Genomic DNA, 18,279 nt, shown 5'->3' on the forward strand with positions numbered 1-18,279 from the left:
TGTTTTCCTTAGTGTTGGCGGCGCCAGGCTCGTGCGGTGGTGTACAGCAACACCATGGCGAGCACCGGCAGTACGTAGAACAGCATCAACCGCTCCAGGCGGCCGGCCAGTGGCATGCCCATGGTAAATGCCGCCACGTGCAGCCCATAGGCCAGGTACAGGCAGAGGAACACCAGGCCTTCGGCGCGAGTGATGCGGTAGCCGGAATAGAACACCGGCAGGCTCAGCGCAGCAACACCCAGCATTACCGGCAGATCGAAGGCCAAGGCGTTGGGCGAGATCGACAGCGGCTCGGGAGTGACCAGCGCGGTCAGGCCCAGCACGGCCAGCAGGTTGAACAGGTTGCTGCCGATCACTGTGCCCACGGCGATTTCCCGCTCACCGCGCAGGGCGGCGATCAGCGCAGCGGCCAGTTCCGGCAGGGAGGTGCAAATGGCAACGACGGTCAGGCCGATGATGCGCTCGGACAGGCCCAGGTCGGTGGCCACCTCCACGGCGGCTTCCAGCAACAAGTGACCCGCCAGGCTCAGCAGGCCCAGGCCGGCCAGCACCTGCAACAGCGTGCCCGACCAGAAGCGCCCGGCGCTGCTGGTGATGGTGGTCGGTGCGGGGTAGGTGCGGGCGTAGTGGCGCGACTGGTGCCAAAGCATTGCCAGGTAGCCGACCAGTCCGGTCAGCAGCAACACCCCTTCGGCCCGGCCCAGGTGGCCGTTGGCGGATAACGCGTAGACCAGGCCGCTGGCGACGATCATCAGTGGAATGTCCAGACGCACCAGTTGCCGCGACACGCGCAGCGGGATGATCAGTGCGGCCAGGCCGAGAATGACCAATACGTTGAATATGTTGCTGCCGATAACGCTGCCCACCGCCACGTCCGGCGCGTCCTGGTAAGCGGCCTGCAGGCTCACGGTCATTTGCGGGGCAGTGCTGCCGAAGGCCACCAGGCTAAGGCCGATGATCAGCGGGCGTACGTGCAGGCGCTGGGCCAGGCGCAGGGCTGCGCGAACCAGCAGTTCGGCACCGCCGATCAGCAACAGCAGGGCGATGCCCAGTTGCAGGAGGCTGGAGGTAGGTAGGGTAGCCAGGTCGAAAATGGTCGGACTCCTGTCGCGTCAGTCGCTAAGCCCTTGTACTCGCACGCGCGCGGTTCCGCTACGGATCATGCCGATTTTTTCTGCGGCGGCACGTGAAAGATCGATCAGGCGGCCGCGGGTGTGTGGGCCACGGTCGTTGATGCGCACCACGACGCTGCGCTGGTTGGCCAGGTTGGTCACCCGTACCCGGGTGCCGAAGGGCAGGCTGCGGTGGGCGGCGGTGAGGCCGTGCTGGTTGAACGGTTCGCCGCTGGCGGTGCGTTTGCCGTGGTGGCGAGAGCCGTAATAGGAGGCGGTGCCGGTCTTGTCGTAACCGTCGGGGTCGATGTCCTGGCTGGCGCAGCCGGCCAGCAGGGAGAAGAGGGCGAGGGTGCTCAGGGATCGTTTTAGCAATTCGAATGCTCCGGTGCGGCCATTCGCGGCTAAAGCCGCTCCCACAGGTACGGCGCTGCACTGGCGAGCGGCGCTGTACCTGTGGGAGCGGCTTTAGCCGCGAACGAGGGCGAAGCCCTCGCAGGACTACAGGGGAAAAACAATCACCCTTCGAGCTTGGCCTTGAGCAATTGGTTCACTTGCCCCGGGTTGGCCTTGCCCTTGGAGGCTTTCATCGCCTGGCCGACGAAGAAGCCGAACATCTTGCCACGCTTGGCCTCGTCGGCTGCGCGGTACTGTTCGACCTGCTCGGCGTTGGCCGCCAGCACTTCGTCGAGCATCTTGTCGATCGCACCGGTATCGGTGACCTGCTTCAGGCCCTTGCTTTCGATGATGCTGTCGGCATCGCCTTCACCGGCGGCCATGGCCTCGAACACGGTCTTGGCGATCTTGCCGCTGATGGTGTTGTCACGGATACGCAGCAGCATGCCGCCCAGCTGTGCGGCGCTGACCGGCGCCTGGTCGATCTCGATGCCCAGCTTGTTCAGCAGGCTGCCCAGTTCGACCATGACCCAGTTGGCAGCCAGCTTGGCATCGCCACCGATCTTCACCACTTCCTCGAAGTAGTCCGCCTGCTCGCGGCTGGAAGCCAGCACGTTGGCGTCGTAGGCCGACAGGCCGTACTGGTTCTGGAAGCGCTCGACCTTCTGCGTCGGCAGTTCCGGCAAGCCGGCGCGGACGGTTTCGAGGAAGCTGTCCTCGATCACCACCGGCAGCAGGTCCGGGTCGGGGAAGTAACGGTAGTCGTTGGCTTCCTCCTTGCTGCGCATGGAGCGGGTCTCGTCCTTGTTCGGGTCGTACAGGCGGGTTTCCTGTACCACCTTGCCGCCGTCCTCGATCAGGTCGATCTGGCGCTGGATCTCGCTGTTGATCGCGCGCTCGATGAAGCGGAACGAGTTGACGTTCTTGATCTCGCAGCGGGTGCCGAACTCGGCCTGGCCTTTCGGGCGGATCGACACGTTGCAGTCGCAACGCAGCGAGCCTTCGGCCATGTTGCCGTCGCAGATGCCCAGGTAACGCACCAGCGCGTGGATTGCCTTGACGTAGGCCACGGCTTCCTTGGCGCTGCGCATGTCGGGCTCGGAGACGATTTCCAGCAGCGGGGTGCCGGCACGGTTCAGGTCGATGCCGGTGGAGCCGCTGAAGTCTTCGTGCAGGCTCTTGCCGGCATCTTCTTCCAGGTGCGCGCGGGTTACCCCGATGCGCTTGATGGTGCCGTCTTCCAGGGCGATGTCCAGGTGGCCCTTGCCGACGATCGGCAGGTCCATCTGGCTGATCTGGTAGCCCTTGGGCAGGTCCGGGTAGAAGTAGTTCTTGCGCGCGAACACGTTGCGCTTGCCGATCTCGGCATCGATGGCCAGGCCGAACATGCACGCCATGCGCACGGCTTCCTGGTTCAGTACTGGCAGTACGCCAGGCATGCCCAGGTCAACCAGGCTGGCCTGGGTGTTCGGCTCGGAACCGAAGGTGGTGGCGCTGCCGGAGAAGATCTTCGACTGGGTGGCGAGCTGAGTGTGGATTTCCAGCCCGATCACAACTTCCCATTGCATGTGTGAATTCCTCAGAAGCCGTTGGGGGCGCGGGTGTGCCAGTCGGTCACTTGCTGGTAGCGGTGCGCGACGTTGAGCAGGCGGCCTTCCTGGAAGTATGGCGCCAGCAGCTGCACGCCGACCGGCAGGCCATCGACGAAGCCGGCCGGCATCGACAGGCCCGGCAGGCCCGCCAGGTTGGCGGTGATGGTGTAGACGTCTTCCAGGTAGGCGGCGACCGGGTCGCTGCTCTTGGCGCCGAGCTTCCAGGCCGGGTTTGGCGTGGTCGGGCCGAGGATCAGGTCGACGTCGTTGAAGGCGGCCATGAAGTCGTTCTTGATCAGGCGGCGGATCTGCTGCGCCTTCACGTAGTAGGCGTCGTAGTAGCCGGCCGACAGGGCGTAGGTGCCGACCATGATGCGGCGCTGCACTTCGACACCGAAGCCTTCGCCACGCGAACGCTTGTACAGGTCGGTGAGGTCTTTCGGGTTCTCGCAGCGGTAGCCGAAGCGCACGCCATCGAAACGCGACAGGTTGGACGAGGCTTCAGCGGGGGCGATCACGTAGTAGGCCGGGATGGCGTGCTGCATGTTCGGCAGGCTGATTTCCTTGACCACCGCGCCGAGCTTTTCCAGCTCCTTGACGCTGGCCTGGACCAGGTCGGCGATGCGTGGGTCGAGGCCGGCACCGAAGTACTCCTTCGGCAGGCCGATGCGCAGGCCTTGCAGCGAAGCATTCAGGTTGGCGCTGTAGTCCGGCACCGGCTCTTCGATGCTGGTGGAGTCCTTGGCGTCGAAACCGGCCATGCCTTGCAGCAACAGGGCGCAGTCTTCGGCGGTACGGGCCAGCGGGCCACCCTGGTCGAGGCTGGAGGCGTAGGCGATCATGCCCCAGCGCGACACGCGGCCGTAGGTTGGCTTGAGGCCGGTGAGGTTGGTCAGTGCCGCCGGTTGGCGGATGGAGCCGCCGGTGTCGGTGCCGGTGGTGGCTGGCAGCAGGCGTGCAGCCACTGCCGCGGCCGAACCGCCCGACGAGCCGCCCGGGACGTGCTCAAGGTTCCATGGGTTCTTCACCGCGCCGTAGTGGCTGGATTCGTTGGCCGAACCCATGGCGAATTCGTCCATGTTGGTCTTGCCCAGGGTGACCATGCCGGCTTCGGCCAGCTTGGCAACCACGGTGGCGTCATACGGCGCCTTGAAGTTGTCGAGCATCTTCGAGCCGCAGCTGGTGCGTACGCCGTTGGTGCAGAACAGGTCCTTGTGGGCGATCGGGGCACCCAGCAGCGCGCCGGTTTCGCCAGCGGCGCGACGGGCGTCGGCGGCACGCGCCTGGCCCAGGGCCAGGTCTTCGGTGACGCTGATGAAGCTGTTGATCTGCGGGTCGAGCTGCTTGATTCGCGCCAGCAGGGCGCCGGTCAGCTCTTCGGAGGAAAACGACTTGTCGGCGAGTCCGCGGGCGATCTCGGCCAGGGTCAATTGATGCATGGCAGGCACTATCCCTTACTCGATGACTTTGGGAACCAGGTACAGACCGCTTTCGGTCGACGGCGCGATGGCCTGGTAGGCGTCGCGCTGGTTGCTCTCGGTGACCTGGTCGGGACGCAGGCGCTGGCTGGCCTCCAGGGGATGGGCCAGTGGCTCGATGCCAGTAGTGTCGACCGCTTGCATCTGGTCGACCAGCCCGAGAATGCTGTTCAGTGCGTCAGTAATGCGTGGCAGTTCGCCATCATTCAGGCCCAGACGGGCCAGATGGGCGATCTTTTCCACGTCGCAGCGTTCAAGCGCCATGGGGATCTCCAGGGGAAACAAAGACCGGAATTCGGGTCCGCAGTGAGGAACATGTCAGCTTTCTGGCGGTCTAACGGCCGCGAAATTCTGCTGGCGTGCTCGGAAAAACAGCCAATTTAACATATTGGCTCCTTGCCCAAAATCCCTGCCATTGTTAGAGTTTGCCGCACTTTTTTACCCACGCTTTCCCCAGGGTCACTTTCCCATGTTCAAGAAACTGCGTGGCATGTTTTCCAGCGATCTGTCCATCGACCTGGGTACTGCCAACACCCTTATTTACGTGCGTGAGCGCGGTATCGTCCTGAATGAGCCCTCGGTTGTTGCCATCCGTACCCATGGCAACCAGAAAAGCGTCGTCGCCGTCGGTACCGAAGCCAAGCGCATGCTGGGCCGTACGCCTGGCAACATTGCTGCCATTCGTCCGATGAAGGACGGCGTCATCGCCGACTTCAGCGTCTGCGAAAAAATGTTGCAATATTTTATCAACAAGGTTCACGAAAACAGCTTCCTGCAGCCGAGCCCGCGCGTGCTGATCTGCGTGCCGTGCAAGTCGACCCAGGTAGAGCGCCGCGCCATTCGCGAATCGGCGCTGGGTGCCGGTGCCCGTGAAGTGTTCCTGATCGAAGAGCCGATGGCCGCGGCCATCGGTGCCGGCCTGCCGGTCGAAGAAGCCCGCGGTTCGATGGTCGTCGATATCGGTGGTGGTACCACTGAAATCGCGCTGATCTCCCTGAACGGCGTGGTCTATGCCGAATCCGTCCGCGTTGGCGGTGACCGCTTCGACGAAGCCATCGTCACCTACGTGCGCCGCAACTACGGCAGCCTGATCGGCGAGTCCACCGCCGAGCGCATCAAGCAGGAAATCGGTACTGCCTACCCGGGCGGCGAAGTACGTGAAGTCGACGTGCGCGGCCGCAACCTGGCCGAGGGCGTACCGCGTGCCTTCACCCTGAACTCCAACGAAGTGCTCGAAGCGCTGCAGGAGTCCCTGGCGACCATCGTCCAGGCAGTCAAGAGTGCCTTGGAGCAATCGCCGCCCGAGCTGGCTTCGGACATCGCCGAGCGTGGCCTGGTGCTGACCGGTGGTGGCGCACTGCTGCGTGACCTGGACAAGCTGCTGGCCCAGGAAACCGGCCTGCCGGTGATCGTCGCCGAAGACCCGCTGACCTGTGTCGCCCGTGGCGGCGGTCGCGCCCTGGAGATGATGGACAAGCACGCGATGGACCTGCTCTCCAGCGAGTGATTCCGCTCGCTGTTCACGAGCGCCCGGTTTACAGGTAGTACGCACAGTGCTACCTGTATGTGCTGGGCTGGCGCCCGTTCGGGGCGCCGTATCCGTCAACCCGCAACCAGGCTGGTGCGTTGTCCCATGTCCAATGACCTCCTGAGTCGTCCACGAGGAACGGCCCATTAAACCGCTTTTCTCCAAGGGCCCTTCGCTGGGCGTTCGCCTGCTCGTCCTGGTGGTGATGTCGGTCGCGTTGATGGTTGTCGACGCGCGCTTCGACGTGCTCAAACCAGTGCGCAGCCAGATGGGCCTGGTACTCATGGAGTCGTACTGGATCACCGACCTGCCGCAGCGTGCGTGGCAAGGTGTGGCCGGCCAGTTCGGCAGCCGTACGGAACTGATCGCCGAGAACGAAAAGCTCAAGACCGAAGCCCTGCTGCTGCAGGGGCGCCTGCAGAAGCTGGCGGCCCTGACCGAGCAGAACGTGCGCCTGCGCGAACTGCTCAACTCCTCGGCGCTGGTCAACGAAAAGGTCGAAGTGGCCGAGCTGATCGGTGTCGACCCCAACCCGTTCACTCACCGCATCCTGATCAACAAGGGCGAGCGTGATGGCGTGTTCCTTGGCCAGCCGGTGCTCGATGCCCGTGGCCTCATGGGCCAGGTGGTCGAGCTGATGCCGTACACCTCGCGGGTACTGTTGCTGACCGATACCACCCACAGCATCCCGGTGCAGGTCAACCGCAACGGCCTGCGCGCCATCGCCAGCGGCACCGGCAACCCGGAGCGCCTGGAGCTGCGCCATGTGGCCGATACCGCCGACATCAAGGAAGGCGACCTGCTGGTCAGTTCCGGCATGGGGCAACGGTTCCCGGCCGGTTACCCGGTGGCTACGGTCAACGAAGTGATCCACGATTCCGGCCAGCCGTTCGCCATCGTTCGTGCCATCCCAACCGCCGCGCTCAACCGCAGCCGCTACATGCTGCTGGTGTTCAGCGACCGGCGCAGCCCGGAACAGCGCGCCACCGATGCCGCCATTGCCCAGGAGGAGGCTGACCGCAAGGGCACCTCGGCCCCAGGCCAGCCGGCCACGACGGGCGAGCAGGGCGCACCAGCTGGCAGTGCCCCTGCCACGCCGGCCACACCAGCGGCCCCGACAGCCCCGGCTGCGCAGCCTGCAGCTCCGGTGGCCGCACCTGCCACGCCGGCTGCAGCGCCTGCCGCACCCGCTCACACCCGGAGGCAATGATGGCTGCATCACGCCGCAACAACGGCTGGGTCATCTGGCTGACTTTCGCCATCGGCCTGCTGCTCAGCGTCTCGCCCATGCCGCAGTTCATGGAAGTGTTCCGGCCCATGTGGCTGGCCTTGCTGGTGTCGTTCTGGACCCTCGCCGTACCGAACAAGGTCGGCATGACCACCGCGTTCGTGCTGGGCCTGGCCGAGGATGTGCTGTATGGCACCTTGCTGGGGCAGAACGCGCTGATCCTCACCCTCATCACCTTCCTGGTGCTGTCCTTGCAGCAGCGCCTGCGCATGTTTCCCATGTGGCAGCAGAGCCTGGTGATTCTGGTGATCTTCGGCATTGCCCAGCTGATCCAGCTGTGGCTCAGCGCGCTGACCGGCAACCGGCTGCCCACCCTGGCGCTGGTCTGGTCAGCGGTAATCAGTGCCTTGCTCTGGCCGTGGATCAGTTTCGCCCTGCGCGACCTGCGCCGACGCTTGCATATCAACTGACGGCGCCGCCGCGACTGACAGGGAGATGTCTGCATGAACCCGCTATACCTGGCCTCCGGCTCGCCCCGTCGTCGTGAACTGCTGGCCCAGATCGGTGTGCCGTTCAGTGTCGTCAGTGCCCCCATCGATGAAACCCCACTGCCCGATGAAAGCGCCCCGGCCTACGTCGAGCGCCTGGCCCGGGCCAAGGCTGCCGCCGGCCTGGCCTGCCTTGAAGGTCCGGCTGTGGTGCTGGGCGCAGACACTGCCGTGGTGCTCGATGGTCGTATTCTCGGCAAACCGGAAAACCGCGAAGATGCCCTGGCCATGCTGGCCGACCTTTCGGGCCGCGAGCACCAGGTATTGACCGCGGTCGCCCTGAGCGATGGCCAGCGCGTGCACAGCCTGTGCGTCACCAGCAAGGTGCGCTTCCGTGCGATCAGCGCCGAGGAAGCGCAACGCTACTGGGCCAGCGGTGAGCCCGCGGACAAGGCCGGCGGCTATGCCATCCAGGGCTTGGGCGCGGTGTTCGTCACCGGCCTTTCCGGCAGCTACTCGGCGGTGGTCGGCTTGCCCCTCAGTGAAACGGCCGAACTGCTTGGCCAATTCGGCATTGCCTGCTGGCAATCGCCCGCGCATACGCCAGAGGTAACAAACCAGCGGTAGCCAGCACTGCATACGCCATCCATCATTATCCAAGACCTTTGACGAGAGCCTGCCATGAGTGAAGAGATCCTGATCAACATCACCCCGATGGAGTCGCGCGTGGCGGTGGTGGAAAACGGGGTGCTGCAGGAAGTGCATGTCGAGCGCACCCAGCGCCGGGGCATCGTCGGCAATATCTACAAAGGCAAGGTGGTGCGTGTGCTGCCGGGCATGCAGGCGGCCTTCGTCGACATCGGCCTGGAGCGCGCGGCATTCATCCATGCCTCGGAAATATCCCAGCGCGAAGGCTCGGCGGTAGAGAACATCACCGCTCTGGTGCACGAGGGACAGGCCCTGGTGGTGCAGGTGACCAAGGACCCGATCGGCACCAAGGGCGCGCGCCTGACCACCCAGCTGTCGATCCCGTCGCGCTACCTGGTATACATGCCGCGCAGCAGCCATGTCGGCATTTCCCTGAAGATCGAAGACGAAGCCGAGCGCGAGCGCCTCAAGCAGGTAGTCAGCGACTGCATGGAAAGCGAGAACATCAAGGACGCCGGTGGCTTCATCCTGCGTACCGCCGCCGAAGGCGCACGCGCTGAAGAGATCCTGCAGGACATTCGCTACCTGCGCCGCCTGTGGGAGCAGATCGGCACCCAGATCAAGACCTGCGGTGCGCCCACGGTCATCTACGAGGACCTGGGCCTGGCCCTGCGTACCTTGCGTGACCTGGTCAACCCGAAGATCGAGAAGATCCGCATCGACTCGCGGGAAACCTTCCAGAAGACCACGCAGTTCGTTGGCGAACTTATGCCGGAAATCGCCGACCGCCTCGAACACTACCCGGGCGAACGGCCGATTTTCGACCTGTATGGCGTCGAGGACGAGATCCAGCGTGCACTGGAGCGCAAGGTGCCGCTGAAGTCCGGTGGCTACCTGGTGGTCGACCCGGCTGAAGCGATGACCACGATCGATGTGAACACCGGCGCCTTCGTCGGCCATCGCAACCTTGAAGAGACCATCTTCAAGACCAACCTCGAGGCCGCCACCGCCATCGCCCGGCAACTGCGCCTGCGCAATATCGGCGGCATCATCATCATCGACTTCATCGACATGGAAGACGAGGAGCACCAGCGCCAGGTGCTGCGCACGCTGGAAAAGCAGCTGGAGCGCGATCACGCCAAGACCAACATCATCGGCATCACCGAGCTGGGCCTGGTGCAGATGACCCGCAAGCGCACACGCGAAAGCCTGGAACAGGTGCTGTGCGAGCCCTGCCTGGCCTGTCAGGGCCGTGGCAAGCTGAAAACCCCCGAGACCATCTGTTACGAAATCTTCCGCGAGATCCTGCGCGAGGCCCGTGCATATCAGGCCGAAGGCTACCGCGTGCTGGCCAACCAGAAGGTGGTCGATCGGTTGCTGGATGAAGAATCCGGTAACGTCGCGGAGCTGGAGGCCTTTATCGGCCGAACCATTCGTTTCCAGGTGGAGTCGATGTATTCGCAGGAACAATACGATGTGGTGCTGCTCTGAGGCCTTCTGAAACGCGCCGCAGGTGGCCCGGGCTGGAAAATCCGGGGCTACGGGCCATCATGGATAAACGACCTGGAGGGCAATGGCCATGGGACGTCTGACCCGCGTTCTTGTCGCCTTGACCCGCTGGGCGCTGGGCGTTTGTGCCCTGCTGGCGGTACTGGTGGCGCTGTATGTCAGCCTCGGCCGCGAACTGGTGCCGTTGGTGGCCGAGTATCGCGCCGATGTGGAAAGCAAGGCCGAGCAGGCTTTGGGCCTGCCCGTGCACGTTGGTGCCCTGGAAGGCCGCTGGAGCGGCCTGGCACCGGTGCTGCGGGTGCGCGACCTGCAACTGGGCGAGGGGGCCACGGCTCTGCGCCTGGACGACGTCAAGGTGGTACCCGATGTCTGGGCCAGCCTCGCCGCCCGCGAGGTACGCCTGGCACGCATTCAGTTGGGCGGCCTGCAACTGATCCTGCGCGAGAACGAGCAGGGCGCCTGGAGCCTCGAAGGCCTGCCGAAGAAGGACGATGCGCCGCTTGACCCTGCCGAGTTGTTGCAGCGCCTGCGCCAGTTGGGCCGGATCGATGTGTTCGACAGTCAGGTCACCCTGCACCCCTGGCAGCGCGACCCGTTGACCCTCACTTATGTGAGCGTTGGCCTGCAGGCCGGAGCTTCGCGCCATGCCCTGGACCTGCGCGCGACCCTGCCCGATGGCCAACCGCTTTCGCTGAACCTGCGCAGTCGTGCCACGCCCAGCGCCTGGCGCGACGGCCAGGTTGAAGCCTACCTGAGCCTGCCACAGAGTGACTGGGCGCGTTGGCTGCCGCCACGCCTGCTGGGCCAGTGGCATGCCGACGCCCTGCGGGCGGGCGGCGAGTTCTGGGTCGACTGGAGCAAGGGGCAGTTGCAGCAGGCCGTTGTACGCCTCAATGCACCGGAGCTGCACGGTGCCTATGCCGGGCGCAAGGCGGCCAGGCTGAACAACCTGGCCCTGGGTGCCTGGTTCCAGCGCCAGGAACAAGGCTTCGATGTGGTAGTCGACTCCCTGGCCATGGACGTCGGCAAGACACGTTGGGAGTCGCACCTGCAAATGCAGCAGCGTCCAGGCGAGGACGCTGCCGCGGAAAGCTGGAACGTGCAGGCCGACCGCCTCGACCTCACGCCGTTGACACCGCTCGTCGATGCCCTGGCGCCACTGCCGGACAAGGTCATGGCCGTGGTCGATGGCCTGAATGTGACCGGCGCGTTGCGCAATGTGCGTCTGGTAGCCCGGCCCAAGGCTGAGGGTGACCAGCGCCTGCAGTTCGAAGCCAACCTGGAGAAGGTCGGTTTCGATGCCTATCACAACGCCCCGGCAGCCGGTAACGTCAGCGGCAGCATCAGCGGAGACCTTGGTCATGGCGAACTGCGCCTTGATACCGATGCGTTCATGCTGCACCTGTACCCGATCTTCGCCAAACCCTGGCATTACCAGAAGGCCAATGCGCGCCTGACCTGGGCCCTGGACAAGGAGGGTTTCACCCTGGTCGCGCCTTACCTCAAGGTACTGGGCGAGGAGGGCAAGATCGCCGGTGACTTCCTCATTCGCCTGTTGTTCGAAGAAGGCCGTGAAGACTACATGGACCTGCGCGTCGGCCTGACCGAAGGCGATGGCCGCTACACCGCCAAGTACCTGCCCGAGGTGCTCAGCCCGGCACTCGACGAATGGCTGCGCAGTGCGATCGTCAAAGGCACGGTGGACGAAGGCTACTTCCAGTACCAAGGCTCGCTGAACCATGGTGTCGCGCCGGAAGCCCGCAGCATCAGCCTGTTCTTCAAGGTGCGTGATGCAGCCTTGGACTTCCAGCCGGGCTGGCCGCAGGTGCAGCACGTGGATGGCGATGTGTTCATCGAGGACAGTGGTGTGCGCATCAAGGCCCAGCGTGGCGTACTCCTCGACACCAAGGTCAGTAATGTGAGCGTCGATATCCCGCATGTCGACGAGGGCCAGCAAAGCCACCTGTACCTCGATGGTGACTTCGACGGGAGCCTGGGCGATGGCCTGAAGATCCTCAAGGAGGCGCCAATCGGCACTGGCGAGATATTTGCCGGCTGGGAGGGCGAGGGGCCGCTCAAGGGCAAGGTCAAGCTCGACATTCCGCTGGCCCGCGGGCAGCGGCCGAAAGTGCAGGTGGACTTTGCCACCGACGATGCCCGGCTGAAGGTGGCGCCGCCGAGCCTGGAGTTGAGCCGCCTGAAGGGTGACTTCAGTTTCGATTTGGACAAGGGCCTGAGCGGCAAGGGCATCAGCCTGCAGGCCTTCGGCAAGCCGGTGACGGCGCAAATCACCGCCGAAGGCCAGCCCGGGCAGATGCAGACACGCGTCAACGCCAGCGGCCAGGTGTCGCTCAAGGCACTGACCGACTGGCTGCAGTTCAACCAGGCCTTGCCGGCTTCCGGCGACCTGCCGTACCAGTTGCAGGTCAGCCTGGGTAGCCGAGACAACCGCCTGAGCGTCAATTCCAGCCTCAAGGGCCTGGCCATCGACCTGCCAGCACCCTTTGGCAAGGCAGCGTCCGATACCCGTGACACCCGTTTCAGCATGACCCTGCAGGGGCCGGAGCGGCGCTTCGATGTCGCCTACACCGACCTTGCCCGCTTTGCCTACGCCGCGCCGGCCGAGAAGCTGGGGCAGGGCCGTGGCGAGTTGCTGCTGGGCACCGGTGACGCCCAGGTACCTGCCGGCCAGGGCCTGCGAGTGCGCGGGCACCTGGAGACGCTGGACCTGGGGCCCTGGCAGGAACAGGCGGCGCGCCTGGCCGGCGATGACCCGGGCGGTAGCGCGAGGCAGAACCTGCAAGGCGTAGACCTGAGCATCGGCCAGCTGAAAGCCTTTGGCCTGGACCTGAACCAGGCCGTGGTGCGCCTGGCCCGTGGCGGCCCCGCCTGGGATTTGCGCCTCGATAGCAAGGAAGTCATCGGCAACGCCCGGATGCCGGATGCCAAGGGTGCGCCAATGGTGGTGCGCATGCAGACCTTGCGCCTGCCCGCCGCCAGCGCGGCGGAAAAGCAGGCAGAGGCACAGGCCGAGGAGGGCCCGGACCCGCTGGCTTCGTTCGACCCGCGCAAGGTTCCGGCGCTGGACCTGAGCATTGACAAGCTCTATCGCGGTGACGACCTGTACGGCAGTGCGTCGCTCAAGCTGCGGCCGACCGCGCGTGGCGTGACCGCCAGCGATATAGACCTCGACTTCAAAGGCCTGCGTATCGATGGTGGCGGTGGCTGGGAAGGCGAACCGGGAAAAACCGGCAGTTGGTACAAAGGGCGCCTGGACGGCAAGAACCTGGCGGATGTGCTCAAGGCCTGGGGCTTTGCACCGACCGTGACCAGCCGCGACTTCCGCCTGGATGTGGATGGCCGCTGGCCGGGTTCGCCGGCCTCGGTGAGCCTCAAGCGCTTCTCCGGCAGCATGGACGCAGCCCTGCGCACCGGCCAGTTCGTTGAGGTCGAGGGCAGTGCCCAGGCGCTGCGGGTGTTCGGCCTGCTGAACTTCAACTCCATCGGCCGGCGCTTGCGCCTGGACTTCTCCGACCTGTTCGACAAGGGCCTGGCCTACGACCGTGTCAAAGGCTTGCTGGTAGCCAGTGACGGTGTCTATGTGACCCGCGAGCCAATCGCTGTGACCGGCCCGTCGAGCAACTTCGAGCTGGACGGCACACTGGACCTGGTGCGCGACCGGGTCGATGCCAACCTGCAGGTAAGTCTGCCAGTGACCAACAACCTGCCGCTGGCAGCCCTGATTGTCGGCGCGCCAGCCGTGGGCGGGGCGCTGTTCCTGGTGGACCGGCTGATCGGTGACCGGGTGTCACGCTTCGCCAGCGTGCACTACCGTGTCGAAGGTCCGGTGAAAGAGCCTAGAATCACATTTGTGAAACCTTTCGAGAAATCCCGCTAGGAGTGCCCATGAAGGCAGCTGTAATCCAGATGGTCAGCCAGGACGATGTGCTGGCCAACCTGCAGCGCGCCGGTGCCCTGTTGGCGCAGGCCGCCTCTGGCGGCGCACGGCTGGCGGTGCTGCCGGAAAACTTCGCTGCCATGGGCCGCAAGGACGCCGCTGCCATCGGCCGCGCCGAAGCGTTGGGCGAAGGGCCGATCCTGCCATGGTTGAAACGCACCGCCCGCGACCTCAAGTTATGGATTGTCGCCGGTACCTTGCCATTGCCACCGGTCGGCCAACCTGAAGCCAAGGCCCATGCCTGCTCGCTGCTGATCGACGAACACGGTGAGGTGGCGGCACGTTATGACAAGCTGCACCTGTTCGATGTGGACGTTGCCGACAATCGTGGCCGTTACCGCGAGTCCGACGACTATGCCCACGGCGCCCAGGTAGTGGTGGCCGATACGCCAGTAGGGCGGCTGGGGCTGAGCGTGTGCTACGACCTGCGCTTCCCCGAACTGTACAGCGCACTGCGCGCCGCCGGCGCGGAACTTATCACTGCGCCAGCCGCCTTCACTGCGGTAACGGGCGCGGCACATTGGGAAGTGCTTGTGCGCGCCCGGGCCATCGAGACCCAGTGCTACCTGCTGGCTGCGGCACAGGGCGGCACCCACCCGGGGCCACGGGAAACCCATGGCCATGCGGCGATCGTCGACCCCTGGGGGCGCATCGTCGCTGCACAGGCGCAAGGTGAAGCAGTATTGCTCGCCGAACGCGACATTGACGAACAAGCGTCCATCCGGGCGCGCATGCCGGTGGTATCGCACCGGCGCTTTTTCTCGCAGGGCGCGTTGCGGCCTGCGCACACCTCGGAGTGACTATGAGCCAGATGTTATCCACCGTCAGCGAGCAGCTCCTGGCCCCAGGCGGCTTGACCCTGGACAGCCTGCAGAGCGTGCTGGGTGAGTTGGCCGGCCCCGGCATCGATGCCGCCGACCTGTATTTCCAGGGCCAGATCTCGGAAACCTGGGCGCTGGAAGACGGCATCGTCAAAGAGGGCAGTTTCAACCTCGACCAGGGCGTGGGCGTGCGTGCCCAGTCCGGTGAAAAGACCGGCTTTGCCTACAGCAACGCAATCAACCTCGAAGCGCTGACCTCGGCCGCCCGTGCCGCCCGTTCGATCTCCCGTGCCGGGCAGAACGGCAAGGTGCAGGCCTTCCGCAGCCAGGACGTGACTGCCCTTTATCCGGCGGACAACCCGCTGGATGTGCTCAGCCGTGCCGAGAAGGTCGAGCTGCTCAAGCGTGTCGACGCCGCCACCCGCGCGCTGGACCCGCGTATCCAGCAGGTCAGTGTGAGCATGGCCGGGGTATGGGAACGCATCCTGATCGCTGCGGCCGATGGCAGCCTGGCCGCCGACGTGCGCCCGCTGGTGCGCTTCAACGTCAGCGTAATCGTCGAGCAGAACGGCCGCCGCGAGCGTGGCGGGCAGGGCGGTGGCGGGCGTACCGACTACCGCTTCTTCACCGAAGAGCGGGTCATGGGCTATGCCCGCGAAGCGCTGCGCCAGGCCCTGGTGAACCTGGAGGCGATCCCGGCACCGGCTGGTACCCTGCCGGTGGTGCTGGGTTCGGGCTGGTCGGGCGTGCTGCTGCACGAGGCTGTCGGCCATGGCCTGGAAGGTGACTTCAACCGCAAGGGCAGTTCGGCGTTCAGCGGCCGCATTGGCGAGAAAGTGGCGTCGAGCCTGTGCACCATTGTCGACGACGGCACCCTCGAAGGCCGCCGTGGCTCGCTGAGCGTGGATGACGAAGGCACCCCGACCGAGTGCACCACATTGATCGAGAACGGTGTGCTCAAGGGCTACATGCAGGACAAGCTGAACGCGCGCCTGATGGGCATGGCGGTGACCGGCAACGGCCGCCGCGAATCCTACGCGCACCTGCCGATGCCGCGCATGACCAACACCTACATGCGTGCGGGCGAAAGCGACCCGCAGGAAATCATCGCTTCGGTGAAGAAGGGTATCTACTGCGCCAACCTCGGCGGTGGCCAGGTGGACATTACCAGCGGCAAGTTCGTGTTCTCGACCAGTGAGGCCTACCTGATCGAAGACGGCAAGATTACCGCGCCGGTGAAGGGGGCGACCCTGATCGGCAACGGCCCGGAGGCGATGAGCCGGGTGTCGATGGTCGGTAACGACCTGGCGCTGGACAGCGGGGTAGGGACTTGCGGCAAGGACGGGCAGTCGGTTCCAGTGGGGGTCGGGCAGCCGACCTTGAAGCTGGATGCGATCACCGTGGGCGGTACAGGGGCGTGATGGCTTCAGGGACCGCTTTGCGGTCCATTCGCAGCACAAGGCTGCTCCTACAGGGATCGCGTATTTCTGTAGGAGCCGCCTTGTGCTGCGAATGGGCCGCAAAGCGGCCCCATGGCGATCAGCGCAATCCGCGCTGCAGCTCGTCGAGGTCGCGGATGTACTTGAACACCTTGCGCGCGGCGGCAGGCGGCTTGTTCCGGGCCTTCTCGTGCTGGGCATGGCGTACCAGCGAGCGCAGCTGCTGGCGGTCGGTGTCGGGGTATTCGTTGACGAAGCGTTCGAGGTCTTCGTCATTACCGTCGATCAACCGGTCGCGCCAGCGCTCCAGGCTGTGGAAGCGCTCATTGTACTGGCGGGTCGAGCTGTCCATCTGTTCGAGCAGAGCGTGGATGGCATCCAGGTCCTGCACGCGCATCAGCTTGCCGACAAACGACATGTGGCGTTTGCGGGCACCGTGAGCGGTGTGCTTGCTGGCTTCGGCCAGGGCCTTGCGCAGCTCGTCGGTCAACGGCAGGCGAGCCAGGGTATCGGCCTTGAGCGTGGTAAGGCGCTCGCCGAGTTCGACCAGCGCATGCAGCTCGCGCTTGATCTGGGTTTTGCTTTTTTCGCCGTCGAAGGCGTCGTCGTTTGAATCAACCATGGTGGCAGTCCGCTAGAAATCGCCGCCATGATAACCAGTCGGGGGCCGCTTGTCCGGCCCGGTCGTAGAATGACCCTCGCCGAACGCAGAATTTGAGTGGAGAGAACCATGAGTGCAGTCCAGAGCGTAGGTCCGAAGGACCTGCCAGCATTGCAGGAGCAGGTCGAGGCGATCATCGCCGAGGCGCGCCGCCAGGGGGCCAGTGCCTGCGAAGTGGCGGTGTCGCTGGAGCAGGGCCTGTCCACCACGGTACGTCAGCGAGAGGTCGAGACGGTCGAGTTCAACCGCGACCAGGGCTTTGGCATCACCCTCTATGTGGGCCAGCGCAAAGGCTCGGCAAGCACCTCGGCCAGTGGCCCGGAAGCGATCCGCGAAACCGTCGCCGCAGCCTTGGCGATTGCCAGGCATACCTCCGAGGACGAATGTGCCGGCCTGGCCGACGCAGCGTTGATGGCCCGCGAGATCCCGGACCTGGACCTGTACCACGACTGGAACCTCGAGCCAGAGAAGGCCATCGAGATGGCCCTGGCCTGCGAAGCGGCGGCGTTCGACGCCGACCCGCGTATCCTCAATGCCGACGGTACCACCCTCAATACCCACCAGGGTTGCCGCGTGTATGGCAACAGCCATGGTTTCATCGGTGGCTACGCCTCGACCCGGCACAGCCTGAGCTGTGTGATGATCGCCGAAGGCGACGGCCAGATGCAGCGTGACTACTGGTACGACGTGAACCGGCAGGGCAACCTGCTGGCCGACCCGCGTAGCATCGGCATGCGCGCTGCCCAGCGTGCAGCCAGCCGTCTGGGTGCGCGGCCGGTGCCGACCTGCGAGGTGCCGGTGCTGTTCTCGGCCGAGCTGGCAGGTGGCTTATTCGGCAGCTTCCTGTCGGCCATCTCCGGCGGCAACCTGTACCGCAAGTCGTCGTTCCTGGAGGGGACCATCGGCCAGCGCCTGTTCCCCACCTGGCTGACCCTCGACGAGCGCCCGCACATTCCGCGGGCACTGGGCAGTGCCGCATTCGACGGCGATGGCCTGGCTACCTATGCCAAGCCGTTCGTCGACAAGGGTGAGCTGGTGTCGTACCTGCTGGGTACCTATTCCGGGCGCAAGCTGGGTTTGCCAAGCACGGCCAATGCCGGCGGCGTGCACAACCTGTTCGTCAGCCATGGGGTCGAAGACCAGGCGGCGCTGATCCGGCGCATGGGCCGAGGGCTGCTGGTGACCGAGTTGATGGGGCATGGCCTGAACATGGTGACGGGTGATTATTCCCGTGGCGCGGCGGGCTTCTGGGTCGAGAATGGCGAGATTCAGCACGCGGTGCAGGAAGTGACCATTGCCGGGAACATGAAAGACATGTTCCAGCAGATTGTCGCGATCGGCAGCGATCTTGAGACCCGCAGCAACATTCACACCGGGTCGGTGCTGATCGAGCGGATGACTGTGGCGGGTAGCTGATTCAT

The 18,279-nt window shown here is 64.9% G+C and carries 15 protein-coding genes; 9 read left to right on the forward strand and 6 right to left on the reverse strand.

The annotated features are described in order from the left end of the window. Window positions 1–8 precede the first annotated feature (8 nt). The 5 genes from E5221_RS05220 to gatC all read right to left on the reverse strand — a co-directional run bounded on the left by E5221_RS05220 (window position 9) and on the right by gatC (window position 4,842). A complete protein-coding gene (locus E5221_RS05220) occupies window positions 9–1,052 on the reverse strand; it encodes a calcium/sodium antiporter (RefSeq protein ID WP_247847725.1) in 1,044 nt (347 codons plus the stop codon). A 60-nt stretch (window positions 1,053–1,112) separates the two neighbouring features. Next, a complete protein-coding gene (locus tag E5221_RS05225; RefSeq protein WP_023662789.1) occupies window positions 1,113–1,487 on the reverse strand; it encodes a septal ring lytic transglycosylase RlpA family protein in 375 nt (124 codons plus the stop codon). A 143-nt stretch (window positions 1,488–1,630) separates the two neighbouring features. Beyond that, window positions 1,631–3,076 carry an Asp-tRNA(Asn)/Glu-tRNA(Gln) amidotransferase subunit GatB gene (gene gatB, locus E5221_RS05230; protein ID WP_013971062.1) on the reverse strand — a complete coding sequence of 482 codons (1,446 nt, stop codon included), beginning with the start codon at window positions 3,074–3,076 and terminating at the stop codon, window positions 1,631–1,633. Window positions 3,077–3,087: 11 nt separating this feature from the next. Then, entirely contained in the window at window positions 3,088–4,539 is a 1,452-nt protein-coding gene (gene gatA / locus E5221_RS05235; RefSeq protein WP_024086328.1) for an Asp-tRNA(Asn)/Glu-tRNA(Gln) amidotransferase subunit GatA, read from the reverse strand. A gap of 15 nt (window positions 4,540–4,554) precedes the next feature. Then, the gene (gene gatC, locus E5221_RS05240; protein WP_003255165.1) at window positions 4,555–4,842 is read right to left on the reverse strand and encodes an Asp-tRNA(Asn)/Glu-tRNA(Gln) amidotransferase subunit GatC; all 288 of its coding nucleotides are present in this window, start codon (window positions 4,840–4,842) and stop codon (window positions 4,555–4,557) included. Window positions 4,843–5,047: 205 nt separating this feature from the next. Here gatC and mreB point away from each other — a divergent pair, with 205 nt between their 5' ends. The 8 genes from mreB to tldD all read left to right on the forward strand — a co-directional run bounded on the left by mreB (window position 5,048) and on the right by tldD (window position 16,179). Beyond that, window positions 5,048–6,085 (forward strand): rod shape-determining protein MreB, encoded by a 1,038-nt coding sequence (gene mreB / locus E5221_RS05245; RefSeq protein WP_003255163.1) that lies wholly within the window; start codon window positions 5,048–5,050, stop codon window positions 6,083–6,085. A 166-nt stretch (window positions 6,086–6,251) separates the two neighbouring features. Next, entirely contained in the window at window positions 6,252–7,316 is a 1,065-nt protein-coding gene (gene mreC, locus E5221_RS05250; protein ID WP_080604844.1) for a rod shape-determining protein MreC, read from the forward strand. Then, window positions 7,316–7,804 (forward strand): rod shape-determining protein MreD, encoded by a 489-nt coding sequence (gene mreD, locus E5221_RS05255; RefSeq protein ID WP_015269051.1) that lies wholly within the window; start codon window positions 7,316–7,318, stop codon window positions 7,802–7,804. The genes mreC and mreD overlap by 1 nt, the downstream gene beginning before the upstream one ends. Window positions 7,805–7,837: 33 nt before the next feature. Continuing rightward, entirely contained in the window at window positions 7,838–8,449 is a 612-nt protein-coding gene (locus tag E5221_RS05260) for a Maf family protein (RefSeq protein WP_061551950.1), read from the forward strand. A 54-nt stretch (window positions 8,450–8,503) separates the two neighbouring features. Beyond that, complete coding sequence (gene rng / locus E5221_RS05265) at window positions 8,504–9,961, forward strand: ribonuclease G (RefSeq protein WP_013971067.1); 1,458 nt, start codon at window positions 8,504–8,506, stop codon at window positions 9,959–9,961. Between the two features lie 82 nt (window positions 9,962–10,043). Next, window positions 10,044–13,877 (forward strand): YhdP family protein, encoded by a 3,834-nt coding sequence (locus E5221_RS05270; RefSeq protein WP_247846958.1) that lies wholly within the window; start codon window positions 10,044–10,046, stop codon window positions 13,875–13,877. A gap of 8 nt (window positions 13,878–13,885) precedes the next feature. After that, window positions 13,886–14,737 carry a carbon-nitrogen hydrolase family protein gene (locus tag E5221_RS05275; RefSeq protein ID WP_247846959.1) on the forward strand — a complete coding sequence of 284 codons (852 nt, stop codon included), beginning with the start codon at window positions 13,886–13,888 and terminating at the stop codon, window positions 14,735–14,737. A 2-nt stretch (window positions 14,738–14,739) separates the two neighbouring features. Beyond that, on the forward strand, window positions 14,740–16,179 hold the full coding sequence (gene tldD / locus E5221_RS05280) for a metalloprotease TldD (protein ID WP_024086333.1): 1,440 nt from the start codon (window positions 14,740–14,742) through the stop codon (window positions 16,177–16,179). 118 nt (window positions 16,180–16,297) lie between these two features. Here the strand turns inward: tldD and yjgA are convergent, their stop codons facing one another. Further along, window positions 16,298–16,819, reverse strand: coding sequence for a ribosome biogenesis factor YjgA (yjgA, locus tag E5221_RS05285; protein WP_003255152.1), 522 nt, complete (start codon window positions 16,817–16,819; stop codon window positions 16,298–16,300). 108 nt (window positions 16,820–16,927) lie between these two features. On the opposite strand from yjgA, the gene pmbA reads away from it, so the two are divergent. Beyond that, entirely contained in the window at window positions 16,928–18,274 is a 1,347-nt protein-coding gene (pmbA, locus tag E5221_RS05290) for a metalloprotease PmbA (protein ID WP_182329088.1), read from the forward strand. The last annotated feature ends 5 nt before the right edge of the window (window positions 18,275–18,279 follow it).

It is taken from the genome of Pseudomonas sp. A2 (assembly GCF_023100865.1).
GTDB classification, from domain to species: domain Bacteria; phylum Pseudomonadota; class Gammaproteobacteria; order Pseudomonadales; family Pseudomonadaceae; genus Aquipseudomonas; species Aquipseudomonas asiatica.

Bases quoted from the DNA above. Each gene is read 5' to 3' on its own strand.
- mreB (WP_003255163.1), top strand. From the start codon at position 5,048: ATGTTCAAGAAACTGCGTGGCATGTTTTCCAGCGATCTGTCCATCGAC.
- E5221_RS05270 (WP_247846958.1), top strand. From the start codon at position 10,044: ATGGCCATGGGACGTCTGACCCGCGTTCTTGTCGCCTTGACCCGCTGG.
- E5221_RS05275 (WP_247846959.1), top strand. From the start codon at position 13,886: ATGAAGGCAGCTGTAATCCAGATGGTCAGCCAGGACGATGTGCTGGCC.
- gatC (WP_003255165.1), bottom strand. From the start codon at position 4,842: ATGGCGCTTGAACGCTGCGACGTGGAAAAGATCGCCCATCTGGCCCGT.
- rng (WP_013971067.1), top strand. From the start codon at position 8,504: ATGAGTGAAGAGATCCTGATCAACATCACCCCGATGGAGTCGCGCGTG.
- tldD (WP_024086333.1), top strand. From the start codon at position 14,740: ATGAGCCAGATGTTATCCACCGTCAGCGAGCAGCTCCTGGCCCCAGGC.
- gatA (WP_024086328.1), bottom strand. From the start codon at position 4,539: ATGCATCAATTGACCCTGGCCGAGATCGCCCGCGGACTCGCCGACAAG.
- gatB (WP_013971062.1), bottom strand. From the start codon at position 3,076: ATGCAATGGGAAGTTGTGATCGGGCTGGAAATCCACACTCAGCTCGCC.
- E5221_RS05260 (WP_061551950.1), top strand. From the start codon at position 7,838: ATGAACCCGCTATACCTGGCCTCCGGCTCGCCCCGTCGTCGTGAACTG.
- pmbA (WP_182329088.1), top strand. From the start codon at position 16,928: ATGAGTGCAGTCCAGAGCGTAGGTCCGAAGGACCTGCCAGCATTGCAG.
- yjgA (WP_003255152.1), bottom strand. From the start codon at position 16,819: ATGGTTGATTCAAACGACGACGCCTTCGACGGCGAAAAAAGCAAAACC.
- mreD (WP_015269051.1), top strand. From the start codon at position 7,316: ATGGCTGCATCACGCCGCAACAACGGCTGGGTCATCTGGCTGACTTTC.